Origin of the sequence: Pseudoalteromonas sp. UBA2102 (genome assembly GCF_002331165.1) — a bacterium.
Lineage (GTDB): Bacteria > Pseudomonadota > Gammaproteobacteria > Enterobacterales > Alteromonadaceae > Pseudoalteromonas > Pseudoalteromonas atlantica.
The window spans coordinates 1-20,514 of record NZ_DCYU01000136.1; the positions used below are offsets into that span (position 1 = coordinate 1).

General features: G+C 41.6%; 17 protein-coding genes, 3 tRNA genes and 2 pseudogenes. 13 read left to right on the top strand and 9 right to left on the bottom strand.

Annotated features, from left to right (window positions below; all coding sequences use genetic code 11):
• Positions 1-155: 155 nt before the first annotated feature.
• Positions 156-254: pseudogene (locus tag B2R65_RS17460) on the bottom strand (sugar O-acetyltransferase); the annotation flags it as partial.
• A gap of 137 nt (positions 255-391) precedes the next feature.
• Between B2R65_RS17460 and B2R65_RS17465 the strand changes: the two are divergent.
• A complete protein-coding gene (locus B2R65_RS17465; RefSeq protein WP_024031966.1) occupies positions 392-1,048 on the top strand; it encodes an NAD(P)H-dependent oxidoreductase in 657 nt (218 codons plus the stop codon).
• 49 nt (positions 1,049-1,097) lie between these two features.
• Here B2R65_RS17465 and B2R65_RS17470 read toward each other — a convergent pair whose 3' ends face one another.
• The 3 genes from B2R65_RS17470 to uvrD are packed head-to-tail and all read right to left on the bottom strand — an operon-like array spanning position 1,098 to position 6,208.
• Complete coding sequence (locus B2R65_RS17470) at positions 1,098-1,946, bottom strand: chemotaxis protein (RefSeq protein WP_286744773.1); 849 nt, start codon at positions 1,944-1,946, stop codon at positions 1,098-1,100.
• Between the two features lie 58 nt (positions 1,947-2,004).
• Complete coding sequence (locus B2R65_RS17475; RefSeq protein WP_286744775.1) at positions 2,005-4,065, bottom strand: tRNA(Met) cytidine acetyltransferase TmcA domain-containing protein; 2,061 nt, start codon at positions 4,063-4,065, stop codon at positions 2,005-2,007.
• On the bottom strand, positions 4,043-6,208 hold the full coding sequence (gene uvrD, locus B2R65_RS17480; protein ID WP_024031969.1) for a DNA helicase II: 2,166 nt from the start codon (positions 6,206-6,208) through the stop codon (positions 4,043-4,045). Before uvrD ends, B2R65_RS17475 begins: the two co-directional genes overlap by 23 nt.
• A 311-nt stretch (positions 6,209-6,519) precedes the next feature.
• Here uvrD and B2R65_RS17485 point away from each other — a divergent pair, with 311 nt between their 5' ends.
• Positions 6,520-6,744 carry a hypothetical protein gene (locus tag B2R65_RS17485; RefSeq protein ID WP_004588664.1) on the top strand — a complete coding sequence of 75 codons (225 nt, stop codon included), beginning with the start codon at positions 6,520-6,522 and terminating at the stop codon, positions 6,742-6,744.
• Positions 6,745-6,858: 114 nt separating this feature from the next.
• Positions 6,859-7,227 carry a YacL family protein gene (locus B2R65_RS17490; RefSeq protein ID WP_004588665.1) on the top strand — a complete coding sequence of 123 codons (369 nt, stop codon included), beginning with the start codon at positions 6,859-6,861 and terminating at the stop codon, positions 7,225-7,227.
• A 128-nt stretch (positions 7,228-7,355) separates the two neighbouring features.
• Here B2R65_RS17490 and B2R65_RS17495 read toward each other — a convergent pair whose 3' ends face one another.
• Entirely contained in the window at positions 7,356-8,000 is a 645-nt protein-coding gene (locus tag B2R65_RS17495) for a peroxiredoxin-like family protein (protein WP_286744779.1), read from the bottom strand.
• A 105-nt stretch (positions 8,001-8,105) separates the two neighbouring features.
• Here B2R65_RS17495 and B2R65_RS17500 point away from each other — a divergent pair, with 105 nt between their 5' ends.
• Complete coding sequence (locus B2R65_RS17500) at positions 8,106-8,729, top strand: dUTP diphosphatase (protein WP_286744781.1); 624 nt, start codon at positions 8,106-8,108, stop codon at positions 8,727-8,729.
• Between the two features lie 8 nt (positions 8,730-8,737).
• Here the strand turns inward: B2R65_RS17500 and yrfG are convergent, their stop codons facing one another.
• Complete coding sequence (gene yrfG, locus B2R65_RS17505) at positions 8,738-9,385, bottom strand: GMP/IMP nucleotidase (protein ID WP_004588668.1); 648 nt, start codon at positions 9,383-9,385, stop codon at positions 8,738-8,740.
• Between the two features lie 62 nt (positions 9,386-9,447).
• On the opposite strand from yrfG, the gene nudE reads away from it, so the two are divergent.
• The 7 genes from nudE to B2R65_RS17540 all read left to right on the top strand — a co-directional run bounded on the left by nudE (position 9,448) and on the right by B2R65_RS17540 (position 13,953).
• Positions 9,448-10,020: an ADP compounds hydrolase NudE gene (gene nudE / locus B2R65_RS17510; protein WP_029772216.1), complete on the top strand. Its 573-nt coding sequence runs from the start codon at positions 9,448-9,450 to the stop codon at positions 10,018-10,020.
• On the top strand, positions 10,013-10,804 hold the full coding sequence (gene cysQ / locus B2R65_RS17515) for a 3'(2'),5'-bisphosphate nucleotidase CysQ (RefSeq protein WP_004588670.1): 792 nt from the start codon (positions 10,013-10,015) through the stop codon (positions 10,802-10,804). The genes nudE and cysQ overlap by 8 nt, the downstream gene beginning before the upstream one ends.
• Before the next feature lie 148 nt (positions 10,805-10,952).
• Positions 10,953-11,029: transfer RNA gene (locus B2R65_RS17520), tRNA-Met, on the top strand.
• 78 nt (positions 11,030-11,107) lie between these two features.
• Positions 11,108-11,184 (top strand) — tRNA-Met (locus tag B2R65_RS17525).
• A 181-nt stretch (positions 11,185-11,365) separates the two neighbouring features.
• A tRNA-Met gene (locus tag B2R65_RS17530) sits at positions 11,366-11,442 on the top strand.
• A 354-nt stretch (positions 11,443-11,796) separates the two neighbouring features.
• Positions 11,797-12,411 (top strand): trimeric intracellular cation channel family protein, encoded by a 615-nt coding sequence (locus B2R65_RS17535; protein WP_055255143.1) that lies wholly within the window; start codon positions 11,797-11,799, stop codon positions 12,409-12,411.
• A gap of 33 nt (positions 12,412-12,444) precedes the next feature.
• On the top strand, positions 12,445-13,953 hold the full coding sequence (locus B2R65_RS17540) for a YifB family Mg chelatase-like AAA ATPase (RefSeq protein ID WP_286744786.1): 1,509 nt from the start codon (positions 12,445-12,447) through the stop codon (positions 13,951-13,953).
• Between the two features lie 105 nt (positions 13,954-14,058).
• On the opposite strand, the gene B2R65_RS17545 is transcribed toward B2R65_RS17540, so the two are convergent.
• Positions 14,059-14,763: a response regulator transcription factor gene (locus B2R65_RS17545; protein WP_004588673.1), complete on the bottom strand. Its 705-nt coding sequence runs from the start codon at positions 14,761-14,763 to the stop codon at positions 14,059-14,061.
• Positions 14,764-14,942: 179 nt separating this feature from the next.
• Positions 14,943-17,438: an alpha/beta hydrolase family protein gene (locus B2R65_RS17550; protein WP_286744790.1), complete on the bottom strand. Its 2,496-nt coding sequence runs from the start codon at positions 17,436-17,438 to the stop codon at positions 14,943-14,945.
• Positions 17,439-17,522: 84 nt separating this feature from the next.
• Here B2R65_RS17550 and B2R65_RS17555 point away from each other — a divergent pair, with 84 nt between their 5' ends.
• On the top strand, positions 17,523-18,599 hold the full coding sequence (locus B2R65_RS17555; RefSeq protein ID WP_004588675.1) for a CNNM domain-containing protein: 1,077 nt from the start codon (positions 17,523-17,525) through the stop codon (positions 18,597-18,599).
• 18 nt (positions 18,600-18,617) lie between these two features.
• Here the strand turns inward: B2R65_RS17555 and B2R65_RS17560 are convergent, their stop codons facing one another.
• Positions 18,618-19,835 carry an EAL domain-containing response regulator gene (locus tag B2R65_RS17560; protein WP_004588676.1) on the bottom strand — a complete coding sequence of 406 codons (1,218 nt, stop codon included), beginning with the start codon at positions 19,833-19,835 and terminating at the stop codon, positions 18,618-18,620.
• Positions 19,836-20,017: 182 nt separating this feature from the next.
• On the opposite strand from B2R65_RS17560, the pseudogene B2R65_RS17565 reads away from it, so the two are divergent.
• Positions 20,018-20,514: pseudogene (locus B2R65_RS17565) on the top strand (site-2 protease family protein); the annotation flags it as partial.

A 20,514-nucleotide genomic window follows, 5' to 3' on the forward strand; every position in this document is an offset into this window, starting at 1 on the left:
GGCTCCAAATAAGAGAAACCCGTTACAGCGATGTGACGGGTTTTTTTACGTCCGTAGAAAAGTGAAGTGCGGACAATTAATGTACACTCATCTACTTCTAGAATGTAGGTCGGGCGAGCGTAGCGACTCCCGACGCTAAAAAACATCGATTATAATTATATTGTTCTTATCTCACGAGCTGGATTACCAGCAACAACAGTATCCGCCTCTACATTTTTAGTTACTACAGATCCCGCACCAATAACACTGTTATCCCAAAAGGTATGGGCTTGATCTATTATCAAATTTTTTTAGAAAGTCTTTTAAGTATTTTGCTAATTATCAATCGATAGCAAACCCTATAAACTTGCCCCATCTTGTATTTACATACCTTACCAAAGGGGAGAAGAGCATGTCTCATCAAATTATTAAAGACTTACATAACCGTTACACGGCTAAAAAATACGATACGAGCAAACGTATTTCATCGGCGGATCTTGACGTAATTAAAGAAGCTATTCGCTTGTCTGCTTCTTCAATCAACTCTCAACCTTGGAAGTTTGTATTGGTAGAAAGTGATGAAGCTAAGCAGCGTTTGCACGATACATTTGCTAACAAGCACCAGTTTAATCAATTACACGCTAAAGAAGCGTCGCATACGCTGTTATTAGCTTACGATCCTAAGTTTACTAAAGAGAAGTTTGTTAAACGTGTGGATGTTGAAGTGAGCTCTGGTCACTTACCAGCGCAACTGCGTGAAAGCTTTATGGGTGCCTACGCTTTTGCTGAAATGAATACGGATGAAAATGGCTACAATGGCAGCTGGACTAAAGCACAAGTTTACCTAGCACTGGGTAACATTATGCATACACTGGCACGTTTAAATATTGCATCTACGCCTATGGAAGGTGTTGACCCAGAGTTAATCGGTGAGAAGTTTAGCGAAGAGCTTGATGGCCATATTTGTGAAGTGGCACTTGCAATGGGTTACCCAGTTGAAGAAGAAGATTGGAACTTTGGCAAACCTAAAGCGCGTTTACCAGTTGAAGATATTATAGCGACTGTATAACGTGTTGCTATAAGCTAATTAGCCGAGAGCCTTCTCGGCTTTTTTATTTTTAGAATAAACCATACGCTTGTGTTTCTTCGTCTTCCTGTTGTGCTAAATGAACAGGTCTAAATATTGCGCTAGGGTCTATCAAAACACTGTGTTTTTCGGCTAACTTTATTAGCCCTCGCATCATGCCTTTGGTTTGCGGGTCTATATCAAAGCCTACTTCGGTTAATTTATCGAGTGGCTTAATGTCTTCTTTTTTATAATCTATATTGTCCTCTACTTTATCTACTAGTAATCCGATATGCGGGTTGAGCCCATCTTTAGTAGTAAAAACAATAATAGGTTTATAATCGAGTGTTATTTGCTCTTTTGCCGCATCAAACAGTCGTTGTAATTGCATAAAGCTGTTGCGCTTTATACTCGCTAAATATTTACTGGCTTGTTTATAGTCTTGCTCGTTATGAGCACTAACTGCGCGATCTGTAGCTGTTACTAGCGCTTGAAAAGGCTCATCAAGTTTTTCTATGATAGATTTTAGGTCACTGTTGTCAGTTTTAAACTCTTTATAAAATACGGCGATGTTGTGCAGCTTAGTTTTATCGTTTGTTATTACGTGGCTCTGTTGCGCGATGCTTTTTTCAAATTGGCTAAACCAATCATTAAGCGAGGCTTGCCAGGTTCTTAGCTCATTAAGTGCTTTTTTATTACTTTGCTCTGTAGAGCTGCCATTTAAAATAACACCTAGGTCGAACACCGGCGTGGGTGTTTCCATGTAGTCTTTTACACCAATAAAGCTCTTATTGTTATTTGGCAATGTAGTGAGGTTATTATCAAACCGCTCGGTGAGTAAAATATCGAGAATTTTAAGTGAAATAGTTTTACAGCCCACTTGAAAGTTTATGAATTCCATACCTTTATCTTTAATTGCCTTGTAATGCTTTAAGGATAGAACAAAATAGATAAATAGCTTAAAGGTTGTGTGGTTTTTTAATTAGTGACTTAACTGCGAGTTTAAATTGTTGCTCTAATGCTTTTTTTCCACTTAAGCAATGTTGCTTGATTAGCTGATCATTACTGTGGTTTTGTAATACCATTTGTATCAGCAAGTGGCGATCTTCACTTTTAATTGCCATTAGGCTGGATGGGGAGTGGTTAAATAAATACCATAGTTTTGGCGCGGTATTAAAGCGATTTATTGTACTAATTGCAGTATTTATAGGTGGGCTGGGCACGCTAGATTCATCGATAAATTTACTTATTAGCTCACTGACTAACTCACTGTCGAGTTGGCTAAAGTGCGTTAATAAACCATAAAACAAATCACTTTTAAATTGCTGAGCTAAGGTATGTAAGCCCTGCGTGGATGTGTTTAATGCTTTAATAACGAGGGCTGAGTGCTCACCCGTGCTTTTATCTCGCTGATAACCTAGCTTTACAGCACTAAAGTCCTGAGATTGCCAAAAACGTAAAAGCCCTGCTGTAGCCCCAAAACTTGCACCTATATAACTACAGGTGGGGGTTAGCTGATGTTGGCAATGCGCTAGCAATGCTTTACCTACGCCTTGTTGGTGCAGGTTAGGTGCAACAGCTATACGAATAACGCGTGCGCTTTGTTTTGTTAAATAGCTTGGCTGTGCGCTTAATTGCGCGAGCGATTGCGCCATTAAATGCCCTTGTGGGCGGCGCTCACCACGGATTACTTGCTTAGCTAGCTCTGCATCCATACCGCCTTCAACTGCTATTAAACACACACCCACAACATGCATGTCGCATCTACTAATAAACAGCCTTTGCGCTGGGGCATCAAGTAATTGGCGTAAATCGTTAACACTGCTTTGGTAATGGGCAAGTGCTAGCAGTGCAACTATTTGCTGCAGTAAAGGCTCATTGTCAACGAGTTGCTGTTGAGTGACTTCAACGTGCTCAATGCTATTTAAAGCGGGTGGGTATTCGTTATATTGTGCATCTAAAGCAAAGAGGGTGCGTACATGTTGCTCAAGAGTGTCGCCCTTGGCAAAGCGTAAAGGCTCTTCTAAGTTTACAATTTTTGCCGCTTTGTAATTTGCTTTAATATGTTGCGTAAAGCGAATGGTATAGCCCCGGCCATTACCCTCGTAGCCTACTAAGGTGCTCGCAAAGACTATGCGCGGGTAGTGCTTTAACATGGCTAATAGTAGGGGTACAGGGATTGCGGCGGCTTCATCAACCAGTAATAAATCACATGGCGGCAACTGATTAAGTAGTGCATCGGGCGCCATGTACTGTAAATTAGCTAAATGTTTTTGCTGAGCCTTGTATTCCACCTGTAAGCTTTTAGCTAAATGCTTAAAACAGCTATGGGTGGCTCTAAATTGTGTTGCGCATACAATGACTTTTTTATCATGTAATGCTGCGGCTGCAAGACCTAGCGCGGCTGATTTTCCTCGCCCTCTGTCGGCATTAATAATTAAAGGCCTGTTCGCACGTCCTGTGGCCACCTTAGTTATTTGCTCAACGCATTGCTGCTGCGCCTGATACTCAATTTTATTTGTTACATTACTTTTGAGCGGCGGCTGTTTAAAGACAGTGTGTTCATCAAAGTGTATGGCAGGTAGCGTTTGTAAAAGGCGAGAAAAACGTAAATTAAAATAGCTTTGTTGATTACTACACCCATAAGATTGCACGCTTTGCAGCGCAGGGTCTTGCCATGAGGCTAAATGTTGTAAATCAGGCAGTAATAAAAATAAAAGCCCGCCGGCTTTTACGGTGCCGGCTAATGCAGCGAGTTTATCGGGGTAAATGCCACTAAAGCCATCATAAACGGCATGAGGAAACTCTTGCCCAAGTAGTTGATGAGTATGCTCAGGCCAACTTGCATTGGCAAGGCTGCTTGAAAGTAACTTTACATCATCCGAACGGGTTAACGCGCTTAATAGCTCATAGCACCACGTAGGCTGGCCTGTAATTAGCACTAACTGACGATGCTTTGCGCCAGTTAGTTGCTGCGTTAATTGCTCAACACAGTGCTTATACAGCTTGAAGTCGTGCATATGCGGTTACTAACCATTTGCTACCGAGGTCATCAAAGTTTACTTGCACACGCGATTGCGCGCCGCTGCCTTCGTAATTAAGCACAGTGCCAATACCAAATTTAGCGTGTAGTACACGTTGGCCTAAGTTAAAACCACTTTCTTCAAATACAGCATGGCTTACTGATGCGCTAAAACGCCCTGCAGCAGGCGGTCGTGATACCTGTGTTTTAATACGAATTTCTTCTACGCAATCTTCGGGTATTTCACGTAAAAATCGCGATGGGCTATGGTACTTTTCTTGGCCGTATAAACGACGGCTTTCGGCATGGCTTATGTAAAGTTTGTCCATGGCACGGGTCATGCCCACGTAACAAAGGCGGCGTTCTTCTTCTAAGCGCCCTGACTCTTCATTACTTTGCTGCGATGGGAACATGCCTTCTTCAACGCCCACCATAAACACAAGCGGAAACTCTAAGCCCTTAGCAGAGTGAAGAGTCATCATTTGCACAGCGTCTTCGTGTTCATCGGCTTGGCCTTCACCAGATTCAAGCGATGTATAAGCTAAAAAGCCTTGTAGTGGTGAGCTAAACTCTTCTTCTTCGGGGAGTTCATACTGATCGCAGGCACTGATAAGCTCTTCTAAGTTTTCTACGCGAGCTCGGCCTTTTTCGCCTTTTTCAGCTTGATACATAGCCATAAGGCCAGAGGTTTGAATAGCGTATTTGGCTTGCTCTTGCAGTGTAAGGTCGCTAATTTTATCTTCTATGTGCTCTACCAACTCTACAAATTTTGTAACAGCGCTTGCCGCACGACCCGATAAATGTTGTTGTTCAACAATTGCTTTAGCGGCGTACCAAAGAGGCAGAGACTCAGCACGCGCACAGTCGCGTATATGGCTAAGTGTTTTATCGCCAATACCGCGCGCAGGGGTGTTAATTACACGCTCAAATGCGGCGTCGTCTTGGCGGTTTCCTACTAATCGTAAGTACGATAGCGCATCTTTAATTTCTTGACGTTCGAAGAATCGCATACCACCGTAAATACGGTACTTTAAGCCTTCTTGAAGCATGGCTTCTTCGAGTACACGAGATTGTGCGTTACTACGGTATAAAATAGCGGCGTCTTGCAGCGCATTACCAGCATTTAACCAGCTGCGTAGCTTGCTGCTTACAAAGCGGGCTTCGTCTAGCTCGTTAAAGGCGGCATAAATTGATATAGGCTCGCCTTCGTTACCATCGGTCCAAAGGCTTTTACCCATGCGCTCTGAATTATTTTTAATTAGCGCATTAGATGCTTTTAGAATGGTCGCGGTTGAGCGGTAGTTTTGCTCAAGGCGAATAGTTTCGGCGTCAAAATCAGTTAGAAAGCGTTTAATGTTTTCTATTTTAGCGCCACGCCAACCGTAAATACTCTGGTCATCGTCGCCTACAATCATAATGCTTTGTGTATCACCAGCAAGTAGCTTTAGCCATGCGTATTGAATGGTATTGGTATCTTGGAACTCGTCTACCAGCATGTGGGCAAAGCGCTGCTGGTAATGGCGAAGTAGCGTAGGATTATTTTTAAGTACTTCGTAGCTACGTAGCAGTATTTCTGCAAAATCAACTAAACCAGCACGGTCACACGCCTCTTGATAGGCGGCATATACACGTAGCATCATTTGCTCGTTTATATCGTAGGCTTGAATATCTTTAGGGCGCAGGGCTTCATCTTTTTTAGCGCTGATGTACCAGCCAAATTGTTTGGCGGGCCACTTTTTATCATCAATATTCATTGATTTTAATAAGCGCTTGATCATTCTAAGTTGATCGTCAGAGTCTAAAATTTGAAAGGCTTCTGGCAGGTTTGCTTCACGGTGATGAGCGCGCAAAATACGGTGTGATAAACCATGGAATGTACCAATCCACATGCCACCGACAGGGGCTTTTAGGGTTTCTTCAACACGGGTGCGCATTTCTTTAGCGGCTTTATTAGTAAAGGTAACCGCAAAAATACTATAGGCTGATGCTTGCTCAACCTGCATTAACCACGCGATACGATGAACTAAAACACGTGTTTTACCCGAACCAGCACCTGCTAATACCAGCATGTTTTGTAGTGGGGCTGCAACGGCATCGCGTTGTTTGTCATTTAAGCCATCGAGTAATTCAGAAACGTCCATCGTTACGCCTTTTCAATCAATAATGAGGGCAGTATAACAGGTGTTTTTGTTAGGCTAAATAAAATACTGTTTTTATGAACAGCTATTCTAAAAATACTTGTAAAACTAATCCCTTAGTCGCTTTTTTGTACTCTTAAGTAACGATAATTAATAATAAAAATAATCAAATTGACCTATATTTAGTAAAAAATACTAAAGCAGTTATTTAGTAGTAATTTAACTATTTGATTTTTAAGCTTTAATAAATTGGCATAAAGTGTGATAGTAAGTAAATAACTAAAACTTAAAATTAATTAACTACAGAGGTGAGTATGGCTGATCAAGGTTCTGGCGGTAATGTTATTGCAGCGTTGTGTAATATATTTTTTCCTGGTTTAGGGCAATTGGTACAAGGGCGAATTTTAGCCGCTATCTTTTTTGCGCTAGCTATTATAATTAGTTACGCACTTATTTATGTATTAGTAGGCTTTGTACTCGTGCCTATTATTTATTTATGGTCGATTATAGATGCTGCACGTTTTAGATCGCGAAGTTAGCTTTTATGTCGCCTATTTAAATAGCGCCCATTGGCGCTATTTTGCGTTTTAGGGTCGGTGTTTAAGGCTATTTATGGGTATAATTAGTGCATTAGCGTTTTAAAAGTAAAAATTATGGAATATCAATTTATACGTGACCCTATTAGTGGGCTGCGCATTAAAATAAGCAGCGAGCATGCCCTAATTGGCCGCTGGTTAAACGAAGAAATTGGCAAAGAAAAAGTCGCGATGGTACAAGCACTTATTAGCTCGGTAAAAACAAGTTACGAGCCAATAACGTTAAAAGGCCAAGAGATAGACTTAATACTCTCTAAAGACGAAGCCTTATTTGAAGCCCATGCCCTACACCAAGACAGCGAAGATTTAGTCGCCTATCAAGATGATGACTTAATGCTTGAAGAAAATGGCCTAGTGAGTGGTTGTGGCTTTGAAGATTTTATAGATTTAATAGAGTCGTGGGCTGAGTTTACTGGCTCGCGTTAAACGTTTAAAAGGCCAACCTAGTTGGCCTTTTTTGTAATATCAATGGTGTTAAGTTATTAGGCATTTATAGCGCTCTATTTAGCACCCTAGAATGATTAAATATTTAAGTCGATTGGTATAACTACAGATTATTGATTTTCTATTGATTTAACGCCAGCTAATAATAGCTCCTCTGTTAAACGTACTTTGTAATTAGGGTTTGCGTACTGAAAATACACAACGCCGCTTTTATCAATTACAAATACAGCCGGTACAGGTAAGGCGACGTTTACCTTGCCTTGGGCATCAACAAAGTTAACACCGCGCTTATTGCGATAGATAGCGGCTGTTTTATCATCTAAAAAATAAGCTAAACCCAAGGCTTTTGCTAGGGTTAAGCTATCATCTGAAAGCAGTAAATAATTTGGCGAACTTATTTTACTTTGGGCTAGTTTTTCTGGGCTATCTGGCGATACTGCAATAATTTGCGCGTTTAAATTAGCGAGTTGCTGCTCAATTTTTTGTATATTAGCCAGTTGTTTTGAGCAATAAGGACACCAACCACCGCGGTAAATAATAAGCACCGTTGTTTTTTCAGCAAAGCGCTTTTGTAACTCTACATTATTACCATGTTGATCTTTGAGCGTTATATTAGGCACGCTTAAGCCCGGTAATAATGGTGATACTTGCTCGGGGGCTGTAGCAATTCCTTCTGTACTTGCTTGCGCATTCGTTACTAAAAAAGCAGCCATTACAATAGTCGCCAAGGTGTGCAGTAACACTTTACTCATCATTATTTCCTGCCTTGTTTTTATGTGCTGTTTATAATAGATCAAAAATGCACTTTTTATTATTTGCCTGTATCATAAGCGTAATTTAAAAGCTCAAGTGGAAACGATATGTCAGCCAACTTAAATAAGCTAGTAGTAATGCTAGAAATGCAAAATGCCATGAACACTAAAGTTCATGATCAATGGTTTAGCCAAGGTTTTGAGTGGTACAGAGCCATTTGGGTAGAGTGTGCAGAGATGCTAGATCATTACGGTTGGAAGTGGTGGAAAAAACAAACCCCAGACACCGAGCAAGTAATTCTAGAATTGGTTGATATATTTCATTTTGGTTTGTCGTTAAAAATTGACGGAACAACCTCTTACGAAGAGTTAGCTAAGCAGCTAGAACAAGAACTTAGCGCACCACAGGCCGCAGATGACTTTAAACAAACTCTTGAAATATTAGCAGCTTCAGCAGTTGCAAATAAAACCTTTAACGCGGCCGCGTTTGCAGGGTGTATGGCGCAAATAGGGATGGATATTGACGATTTATACCGCGGTTACGTAGGTAAAAACACGTTAAACTTTTTCCGCCAAGATCATGGCTACAAAGATGGCAGCTACATCAAAGTATGGAATGGCCAAGAAGATAACGAGCATTTAGTCGAAGTCGTTAAAAGCCTTGATACCGAACATGCCGACTTTGCAAAGTTAGTATATCAAGGCCTAGTTGCGCGTTACCCGCAACAATAATCTAGCAGCTAGATTATGTTTCTGTAGTCGGTTACGTTTAAGTAATCGGCTATTACATTATGTGGTTGCTGGCTATCTGGGTTGGCCACCGCAAGTAAATGTTCAATGCCGTATTCTCGGGCAGCATTTAAAACTGGCACACTGTCATCAACAAACAAAGTGCGCTGCTTATTAAACCCTAAGTCTTTTTGTACTTGATGCCATAAACTTTGCTGCTCTTTACTCACTCCGTATTGATGAGTAGACACCACGCCATCTAAATAATTATCTATCGCGGTATGTTCAAATTTAAGCATGACGTTTTCTGGGTGGGCGTTAGTTAAAAGAATTAGCTCTTTACCTGCTTTTTTTAGCTCAGTTAAAAAGTGGGGCACATCTTCGCGTACTTTTATTAAGTGCTGGGTTTGGCGTTTTAATTCCATTATTGGTAAATTGAGTTGCTCTTGCCAATAATCTAAGCAATACCACTGTATTTGACCACTTACCGCTTGATAGCGTTTGTGCATATCGGCTTTTGCTTCATCAAGGGTAATATTGCGAGTGAGCGCAAGTTGCTCTGGTACAACGTTAAGCCAAAAGTGACTATCGAAATGTAAATCGAGTAATGTTCCGTCCATATCGAGTAAAACGGTATCGATTTTTGACCAATTTAGCATGGGCTTTTCCTTGTGAAAAGTTTATGATTAAGCACAACTGCCATGATAGCAAAATAACGCCAATGACACAGAAAAAGCACCCAACTCCGCCTCAAATTATTAGTAACAATGTAGTTGCTAAAAGCCGTTTATTTACTGTTGAATCGTTAGAGCTTAAGTTTTCTAATGACGAAGAGCGCCAGTATGAGCGCATACGTGGCGGTGGCCGCGGGGCTGTAATGATTGTACCAATAACTGCCGATAACGAAATGCTACTGGTACGTGAATATTGCGCGGGCACAAACGACTACCAATTAGGCTTTCCTAAAGGCTTGATAGACCCTGGCGAAACACCACAGCAAGCTGCAAACAGAGAGCTTAAAGAAGAAGTGGGTTTTGGTGCTGAATTTTTTGAGCCGCTAAAAGTAGTATCAATGGCGCCAAGTTACTTTAACGCGACCATGCATATTTTATTTGCTAAGCAACTATATCCGCAAACGTTAGAAGGTGATGAGCCCGAACCTTTAGTGGTTGTTAAGTGGCCATTAACAGATTGGCAGTCATTATTAGAGCAAGACGATTTTACCGAAGCTCGCAGTGTTGCCGCTTTGCTATTATTAAATAAGTATTTAGCGTCTGGAGCTGCAAATGAATAAATTACTAGAGCCTTGTATTGAACTTGCACAAAGTGCAGGCGATGCCATTATGGCTATTTATAAAAAAGACGATATTGGCCAGCAAGAAAAATCAGACTCTACGCCTGTTACAAAAGCAGACTTAGCGTCTAACGATGTGCTTGTTGCTGGTTTAAAAGCGCTTGCGCCCGACATCCCTATCATGTCGGAAGAAACGCCTATTCCGGCACTTGCCCAAAGAAAGAACTGGCAGCGCTATTGGTTATTAGATCCGATGGATGGCACTGGCGAGTTTATTTTAGAAAGTGGTGACTTTGCCGTTAATATTGCACTTATTGAAAATAATCACCCCGTTTTAGGTGTGATTCATTGGCCAGCAAAAGGGATCACTTACTTTGCTACTGCTAATCAGGGGGCATTTAAACGAGAAAATGGTAGCGACACAAAAATGTCGGTAGCAACACCCGATAACCTAACGTTGGCAGTAAGCCGTAGACAAAAAATTGAAGCGGTCAGTCAGTATTTAAATACGCAGTTTGCCACTATTGCAGTAGGCTCGTGCTCGCTAAAAGCATGTATAGTTGCCGAGGGTAAAGCCGACTGCTTTTTACGAATTGGCCCTACAGGCGAGTGGGATACTGGCGCGTCACAAGTTATTGTAGAAGAAGCGGGCGGGTGTATAACCGATGCAGAATTTAATCCGCTTACTTATAACCAGCGTGAGAGCACTGAAAATCCTGACTTTATTGTAATGGGACACCCAGATTGGGAGTTTCAAAAAATGATAAGCCCACATCAGAGATAGCTATTTATAGTGCTTGTTGATTGCTTTTTGTTCGGTTGAACACAATTAACTAGTTAAAGCCTTGCAATATAAGTTTATTCCTATATTATAGCGCTCTCTTCGAAACAGGCTCGTCATTAACACGAAACTATTTCAAAGAAATTACAGGCGCGGGATGGAGCAGCCTGGTAGCTCGTCGGGCTCATAACCCGAAGGTCGTCGGTTCAAATCCGGCTCCCGCAACCAATTTTTAAAAAGTTTGGTTACTGTAAACTCTAACTTAAGAGATTAAATTAAGTAGTCGATAGACTTAAAATATACAGGCGCGGGATGGAGCAGCCTGGTAGCTCGTCGGGCTCATAACCCGAAGGTCGTCGGTTCAAATCCGGCTCCCGCAACCAATTTCCTTTAGGGGTTTGAGGTTACAGTAAAATGTTAGTTAAAGAAAAGCTTGTCGGTCTCAGCTCTTCATTAGCCGCAAAAGTAGTCGTTTTAAATCCGGCTCCCGCAACCAATTTCCTTTAGGAAGTTGGCAGCCACGTTGTAATGTAAGCAACGCTAAATAAGTATACATATTTCAGGCGCGGGATGGAGCAGCCTGGTAGCTCGTCGGGCTCATAACCCGAAGGTCGTCGGTTCAAATCCGGCTCCCGCAACCACTGAAATAATAAGTTATATTTAATCGACACGCCAAAAGCGTGTTTTTTTATGCCTGAAATTCAGTGAAATGAATAGCTCGTCGGGCTCAGCTCTGCATAAGCCAGCAAAGGTCGTCGGTTCACCTTTCATAAGCTCTGGCTCCCGCAACCACTGAAATACATAAAATGAAACGACACGCTTAAAGCGTGTTTTTTTATGCCTGAAATTTATATTTCTTTCCCTATAAAGCACTCTTAGATTTATACCCCCGAGTAATATCTATAAATATTATAAACTTCTCTAAAAATACGTTATTACTTAAAACTTTGTATAGTTTGTGTTAAAACGGCACAAATAATTTTGGGTTGTTACACATGACTGAACTTTATCACTGGTTTGATTTAATCGGTATTGCTGTGTTTGCTGTTACAGGTACTTTGGTCGCACACGAAAAGAAAATGGATGGTTTTGGGGTTGTAGTATTAGCAGCGGTAACAGCGATTGGGGGCGGTACGGTTCGCGATCTCATATTAGATGTTCCGGTATTTTGGTTACACGATCAAAGTTTTTTTTATGCTATTTTAGCCGCGGTATTTATTACCACGCGGCTTATTAACAAGCAAAAGTCGATTCCGCACTACACATTACAAATTGCCGATGCATTTGGTTTAGCATTTTTTGCGGTAATGGGCACCCAAAAAGCCTTACTAGCCGGCATGCCAAATATGACCGCGATTATTATGGGTGTAATTACCGGTTGCTTTGGGGGCATGCTCCGTGATGTGCTTGCTCGCGAAATTCCTATGCTGCTAAAAGGCGAGTTATATGCTATTACCTGTATTGCTGGCGGTGTAGTTTACACGCTGGGAATTCACTTTGCGTTCGCGACCGAACTTGCCATGGTAATGGCAATGCTAACCACTTTATTGCTTCGTATTGCGGCTATTAAATGGCAAATCACAGTACACGTTTTTAAATATTCTGACTAAACTAATTAATTAAACCATTAATTAGGATAAGGAATGTCGCTAGCTCGCATTTACTCTCGTGCCCAAGTGGGTATAAACGCCCCCGAGGTTATTGTAGAAGTACACCTAGGTAATGGTTTACCGGCATTTAATATTGTTGGGCTGCCAGAGGCCTCAGTTAAAGAATCAAAAGACAGGGTGCGTAGCGCCCTAGAAAACTCTCAATTTGGTTTTCCTGATCAACGTATTACCGTAAATTTAGCTCCTGCCGATTTACCTAAAGATGGCGGGCGTTTTGACTTAGCCATTGCCGTAGGTATTTTAGTGGCCTCGGGACAGGTAGTGTGTCCAGATATACATAAATATGAATTTTACGGTGAGCTTGCCCTTAATGGTGAAGTGCGGGGAGTTAATGCCATTTTGCCCTCTGTACTTGCTGCAAAAGAGCAAAACCGTTGCTGCTTTTTACCTTTTACCAACGATAGCCTCGCAAGTTTGGTGAACGGCGTTAAGCGTAAAGCGGTTAACTCGTTACAAGAAGTATGGGGGGATTTATTAAATCAGCAGCCACTACCTTTAAATATTGAATACCCAGATTGCGCCCAGTCTCCCGACTTTTTACTCGATTTAAGTGATGTTAAAGGCCAACCCGGTGCTAAGCGAGTGCTCGAAATAGCCGCCGCTGGAGGCCATAACCTACTTTTTTTAGGTCCGCCTGGTACGGGTAAATCTATGCTAGCGCAGCGTATGGCGACGATAATGCCAACCATGTCTGACGATGAGGCAATATCAACGGCTGCACTGTATTCTATTATTGGCCAATCAATTGATCTAAATAATTGGCGCCAACGGCCTTTTAGAAACCCACACCACACTTGCTCGGCAGTCGCTTTAGTTGGTGGCTCTTCAAACCCTAAACCGGGGGAAATTTCACTTGCGCATAACGGGGTGTTGTTTTTGGACGAGCTTCCGGAATTTGAACGTAAGGTACTTGATTCGCTGCGTGAACCCATGGAAACCGGCTCGGTGGTTATTTCGCGGGCTGCAAGGCAAATGGAGTTTCCGGCGCAGTTTCAGCTTATAGCCGCACTAAACCCAAGCCCTACAGGGTGTCATAATGATAAGCGAGCAACACCTGACCAAGTGATGCGCTATTTATCGCGCGTATCAGGCCCGTTTATAGACCGTATCGATTTACAAATAGAGCTGCCGCGACTAACCAGTGTTGAGCTACAAAGTACCGAGCCTGAAGAAACCAGCGCCCAAGTAAGAGCCCGAGTAGAAGCGGCCTACAGTGCACAGCTAAAGCGCCAAGGTAAGGTTAATGCACGATTAAATAATAAAGAAATGAATATCCATTGCACTTTAGCCCCGGCTGAGTTGCAGTTTTTAGCACACGCTAGCGAAAAACTGTCGTTATCGCCACGCTCGTACCATAGGGTCATTAAAGTGGCGCGTACTATTAGTGACTTAAAAGGTGCAGAGCATATTAATTTAGAAGAGCTAAAAGAGGCGCTAAATTATCGTGCTTTTGAGCGGTTACTGGCGCAGTTAACTAAATAAACTAAACGCTGCTGGAAATAATACCGAACCGCAATAATGTTTAATTATTTTAAGGTGCTAAGCTCAGTGCTTGCTGCGTTTTTCTGCGTTTAAAATTTTAATGCGCTAAATTGAGAGCATGTAACCTTTACCGCGCACGGTTACAATGCGTTTTTGGTCTTTTTCATCGTATAGTTTTTTACGCAAACGGCCAATTAAAACATCCACAGTACGGTCATTTGGGCTCCAATCTGGTTGGCCTATTTCTTCTGATATTTTTTCTCGTGAGGTTGCTTTACCTGCGTTGCTAATTAAACAAATTAGCACTTTGTGCTCGGCTTCGGTTAAGCGCGATTCAATACCTGATGAGGTAATTAATGTGCGGTTATCGGGGTGGAGCTTAAAGTCGGCGTATTCTATAAACTCTTCGCTTTCATCATCGTCTTGATTAATTGCAATACGTTTATAAAGTGCGCGCATGCGCAGCTCAAGTTCTAATAAATCAACAGGCTTACAAATATAGTCATCAGCACCTTGTGCAAGCCCTGCAATACGATCGGCTTGAGAGTCGCGGCTAGATAAAACAATCACGCCAATATCGGTCAAAGTGTTGAGCTCTTTGGCAAGCTGCAACCCATCACGCTTGGGTAATACAATATCAATAATGGCAAGAGAAATAGCACTGCGCAGGTTTACGCGTTGCCTAACTATGTTTAGGGCATCGGCACCTGTGGGGTCTATTTCTATCGAAAATTCGGTGTCTGTAAAGTGATTTTGGATGCGCTTAACGAGTAGCTCGTCGTCTTCAACCAATAAAACGTTAATTGCCATAGGACTTATTTTTGTATATTTATAGCTCTGTATGGTAGCACCAATCGTTAAATGCTGAGAAGGGGGCGGTGTAACTTTTCGGTAACTTTATGTTTCAGATATAAAAGGCGGCTTACCTAAGGTTGCTGTTTATGTGAGTAAGCTCAGCACATTTAGCTGAAAATGTGCTGAGCGCTGTGTTACTTATCTGAATACATTGCGTCCCACCACTGTGGTTCGCCTTTTAGTTGTTTATCAAAATAAGCAAGCATGGTGTTCCACCAATCAAAGCGTTTATCACGAGCAAAAATTTGATGGTCGGCGCCTTTATATTCAATAAGTTCTACGTCTTTATTTAAAAGCTTTAAGGCGGTATACATGGTTAAGCTTTCGCCAACAGGTACATTGGTATCGCTATCGCCGTGTAACAGTAGTAAAGGGGTCGTTACTTTATCGGCATGAAATACAGGGCTGTGATCGCTATAAAGTGAAGCGTTATTCCACGGAAAGCTATTTTTTGATGCTTCGCCTGAGTATAAATACCCCCACCAACCTTCGCCCCAATACGAGGTTAAGTTTGATATACCCGCATGCGCAATAGATGCACTAAACATGTCTGTTTTGGTGGCAAGTAGCATGGTCATGAAGCCTCCGTATGAGGCGCCTAAATTACCCACTTTTTTGCTATCAACAAAATCGTATTTTTTTAAAAAGGCCTGCGTACCTTGCATTATATCGCTAGCGGTATAATCGCCCCAGGCGTTAACGTGCTGAGCAGAAAATGTTTGCCCAAAACCAGTTGCCCCTGTTGGCTGTAATACATAAACAACATAGCCATTTGCTGCCCACAAGTTAAATGGGTAGCGCCCTGTAAAACCACGGGTAACCGGTGAGGTGCCACCGTAGTAATAGACAAGTGCAGGGTGTTTTTTAGTTTTATCTAGGTTAGTAGGTAAGTACACACGCCCTGTAATTTCTACGCCGTCTTTGTTTGTAAAGTTAAACTCTTCCAGAGTCGGTATTTGTGTATTAGCGTAGGCAAGCGGCTTAGAGTCCCAGATTAGGTCTGTTTTATTTTTACTTATATTTAAGCGTTTAAGCTGCTGAGGGGTGGATGCTGTGGTACCGCTTAGTAGCACTTGCGGGTTTCTCTCGTGCGAGTAGCTAAATTGCTCAACGATATCTAAACCCGTATTAAGTTTTTTAAAGCGCTGTTTGCTTAAGTCATATAAATACAAAGGTTGGGTATCTTGCTCGGTTACTTTTATAAGCGCATCGCCATTATCAAGCACATGTAATTCACCTATAGCGGGGTCAAACTGCTTACTAAGCGCTTTTACATTCTTACCGTTATCGCTAAGTAAGTACAATTGGCCGTCGTAATTATTAGCTAACATCCCTTTTGGAAGGGCACGGCCTGCGCCATTTTTAAAATCTGGGCCAGCAACAACGTACACATCTTTGTTGGCGTACTTTGCATGGTTAAAGGTTTTAAATTTACCAAAAGACGTTATTTTATTCGATTGTAAGTCAAGTTCCACCAGTTCAGTTTCTGGGTGGGTAGTGGCTTGCATAACCATAACTTGGCGGCTCATTAATACTTTGCCACGATTAGTGTTTGCATCTTCAAAGCTATGCGAAATAGGGCCTTGGCTAAGCGCTTTGGTTAAGCCGCTGTTGGTGTCTAACATATAGAGCTGACTTACGTTGCGTGCGTATGACCATCTATCTTGAAGGCCTTTGTAGTGCTTAGTTAAGCTGTTGTTGTCTTCGGGGGTTTTAGACCAGCTAAAAATAAGGCTGTTATTATTATAAAAATTAAAGTTACTTGCGCCTTCAAGCTCTCTGGCCAATGTTTTAATGCTGAGGTTTTTACGGTTTAGCTGTTTTAGTTCACTCCCTAACATATAAACTAAAAATTGATTATTGGGGCTCCATACCATATTGCTTGGTTGCTGGCCTTCAAAGCGATACAAGGTTTGATTTTGGCTATTTTTAAGCTCAGTTACCACGTTTGCTTGGTTAGCTGTTTTATTTGAATAGCTGCGTGTGCTGGTAACGTATTGCTTAGCATCGGGCGCTAAAGAAAGTCGACTAATGGTGGGGGCATCAAAAAGTTGCTCGGCTGAAAGTCGCTTAGTTGTAGAGGTGTTAATTGTAATGTTGTCAGTGTCGGCTTTGGGTTCAAAATCGAGAGAAACGTTGTTCCAGTTAGCCACTTGTTGCGCCACTACAATCACACTATGAGAGCCATTAGTTAACGATAAAGAGTATGTGTGGTTATCGCCTTTTTGAAGCTTGGCATCAATAAACAACTGTGCGTTCTCTATCCCTTTTATAGTTAATGTGCCTTGGCTATAGCGGGTTGTTTCAATATTGAACTTAAGCGCTTGTAGGCCACCTAAAGTAAGTGCGTTTACTTTATTAAACGGCTGCCAGCTATGCTTTTTACCAAATACAGACACACTTTGCGTATTACGTTGCAACTGCTCTAATAAGTTATTAATAATGACTTGGCCGTGTGGTGTTTGAAAAGGCTTAACTTGCATGTTTTCGCCTAAAGGGCCAATAAACTCGATATTTGATTTATCAAGCGGGGCTGCTATTGCTGTCAAGCTCAAGCTGCCAAGAGCAAAAAAGGTAGCTGCTTGTTTTAGTAATTTATTTTTTGTGGTCCAAGGTGAGCTAATTCTCATATTTGTGCCTATTATTGATAGTTATTTGGCCAAATATAGCATGTATTGTTACCATGCCCATATGTTCAACTCATCGGAGAAAAAGTGACTTTACTGATTGTGTACATGGTTGCTGCCATCGTTATTTCTTTTTTATGCTCTGTAATGGAAGCTGTACTGTTAAGTATTTCGCCCAGCTATGTGGCGCTATTACGCAAAAAACAGCCTGAACTTGCAAAGCAGCTCGAAAAACTAAAAAATAATGTAGATCAACCGCTTGCTGCAATACTAACGCTTAACACAGTGGCCCATACCGCCGGTGCTGCAGGTGTGGGTGCGCAAGCCGCTGTGGTTTTTTCAGATGCGGCAGTAGGAATTGCCTCTGCCATAATGACACTCTTAGTATTGGTACTTTCAGAGATTATTCCAAAAACCTTAGGGGCCAATTATTGGCGTGCCTTAACCCCTAGCGTGACCTATTCTTTACGCTTTTTAGTGATATCGCTAAAACCATTTGTGTGGCTTGCTCAAAAGCTTACTAATTTAATGGGGGCCAAGCACGATGAGGCTTTTTATATTCGCCAAGAAATAGAAGCCATGGCAGATATAGGCACCGAAACAGGGGCAATCCATGCCGATGAGTCAGAAATAATCCGCAACCTTTTACATTTTAGGCATGCGAAATTAACCGACTTAATGACGCCGCGTACTGTGCTGTATAAAGTGCATAAAGGGTTAACGGTCGATCAGTACATGAGCGAGCACGGCTCGTCTTCATTTTCGCGCGTGTTAGTATTTGATAAAGACGCCGATGACATAATTGGCTTTGTGCATAAAAACGACATTATGTTGGCTTATCACCGCTTAGGTACCGATTATAAAATTAGCAAATTAGTTAAGCCTATTCATACGGTACCCGAAGGGCATAATGTGTCCTCGCTACTACAAACCTTACTTAAACAGCGTACTCACATATGTTTAATTGTTGATGAATACGGTGATGTTCAAGGCATTGTAACCCTCGAGGATATGATAGAAGCCCTTATGGGGCTTGAAATTGTTGATGAGCGCGACCAATCGACCAATATGCGCATGGTCGCCAAGCAGCGCTGGCGCCAGCGTTTAGCAAGCAGCGAGCACATAGTTAGTGAAGATGACGACACGCCCCGAGATAATAAATAATTACGACGGGGTTGAAGGTTAGCGTTTAATTGTGCCCCCCGTCGTATTTACCCAGTTTAGTGCCCACTCTATAAAATCGTCTTTGGCTTTAGGGCAGGTAAACAAAAATCCTTGCATGGCTAAATTAGTGCGGTAGTTTTTTAAGTAGAGCGATTCTTCGGCGCGCTCTACGCCTTCGGCCACAAGAGCTAATTGCTCTTGGCTGGCAATATCAACCAGTGAGCTGACCACCACTTGCGAAAACTGATCTGTTTCAATATTACTAATAAGTGTACGGTCAATTTTTATTTCAGTAAAAGGCAGGCGCTTAATCTGGTTCATGTTGGTAAAACCAACCCCAAAGTCATCCAATGATATGCCAAAGCCATGCATTCTTAATCTGTTTAAGGTTTCTAGCTGAGAAAGGCTAGACAGCGCATGTTGCTCGGTAATCTCTAAAATTATATCACTAGGTGATAGCTCATTGAGCTGCAGTATAAGCATCAGCTTGTTGGGGCAGCTTAAATCATCTAGTTGCGTGGGAGATAGGTTAAAAGCCAGTTTTAGATGCGCAGCAATGTTTGTACGTATAGCTTTTAAGTCGCTGGTGGCTTGCTCAAATAAGCTAAAGGTAATTTGATTAATTAACCCCGACTGCTCCGATAACGAAATAAACCGATTGGGCGAGATGATTTCGCCAGTGTGCGTTTTAACGATGCGCGCTAGCACCTCAATACTTTCTATTTCACTGGTTTGAGAATTTATTTTTGGCTGATAGTAAGGGATTATCTCGTTTAAATTGATTGCCTCATGCAATGCTTTTTCTGAAATAGAGGCATGAGAAAGGTCGTTATGTACTGCTAAGTGTTTTGCTTTTTGTAAAACGGTTTTTACTTGGCTAAGTTGCACGGGTTTAGCTAAATTTGCGACTAAATGAATATTGCTATGGCGCGCTAAATTGGCAGCTAGGTTAATAACCTTATGATCCATCTCCGAAATTATAACTACTGCGCCTGTAAAATTAAGCTCGCCTAGTTTTCTTATAAACTCCATACCATCCATTTCAGGCATGTTTAAGTCTGTAAATACAATATCGTAAAAGTTTATATCGTCGGTTACGTGAGTTAGCGCTTGCTGAGCACTCAGGCATTTTGTAACTTTATTCGAGACTCCTAGCTCATTTAAAATGGCCTCCATAACAATTAAAATCGCCTTTGAGTCATCCACAACTAAAATATTGGGTACCGAAATCGACATGCTCTATCCTTGTAACTGCTTAATATATTAGTACTGTAAAAATAGCGCCTGATCAGCCTTTTGTCAGCTTAGTTTTATATTATTTTTTATCTTCTAAGTGCTTTTTCGCTTATGGTTTAAGGCAATTCGTGTTTTTTAAATTCATCGGTATACTAGCGCCATTGTTTTAACTGGTTTTAGTCATGATAAAAATCGATCTCATGCTTGCAGAGCAACCATTAACGCTAATGGTATCTGGGCATAAAATAGTACAAATATTTCATAATCAACAGGCCATAAGCTTTACAACACCCAAAGAGCATTACGCTGAATTTACTTTAAATAATAAGCAAATAGGGATTGATAGCTCACATGTTCATGAGCAGTCTTTATCGTTATTTGTTGATGGTGTGTTTGCTACTGAACTAGCTTTGCCTGCGCCAGTAAATAGCCAGCCCAAAAAAGGCTTTTTAGGGCTAGCGGCACTGGGCTTTAAATTATTTAAAAGTGCAAAAGTAATTAAAGTGGCTTTAGCGAGTGCATCGGTTGCCGGCTATGCCTGGTTATTTAGTATTGAATTTGCACTAATGCTAATTGCCTGTTTAGTGGTACATGAGTACGGACACGTTAGAGCCATGAAATACTTTGGCATAAAAACCAAGGGTATTTACCTTATTCCCTTTGTAGGCGGATTGGCTGT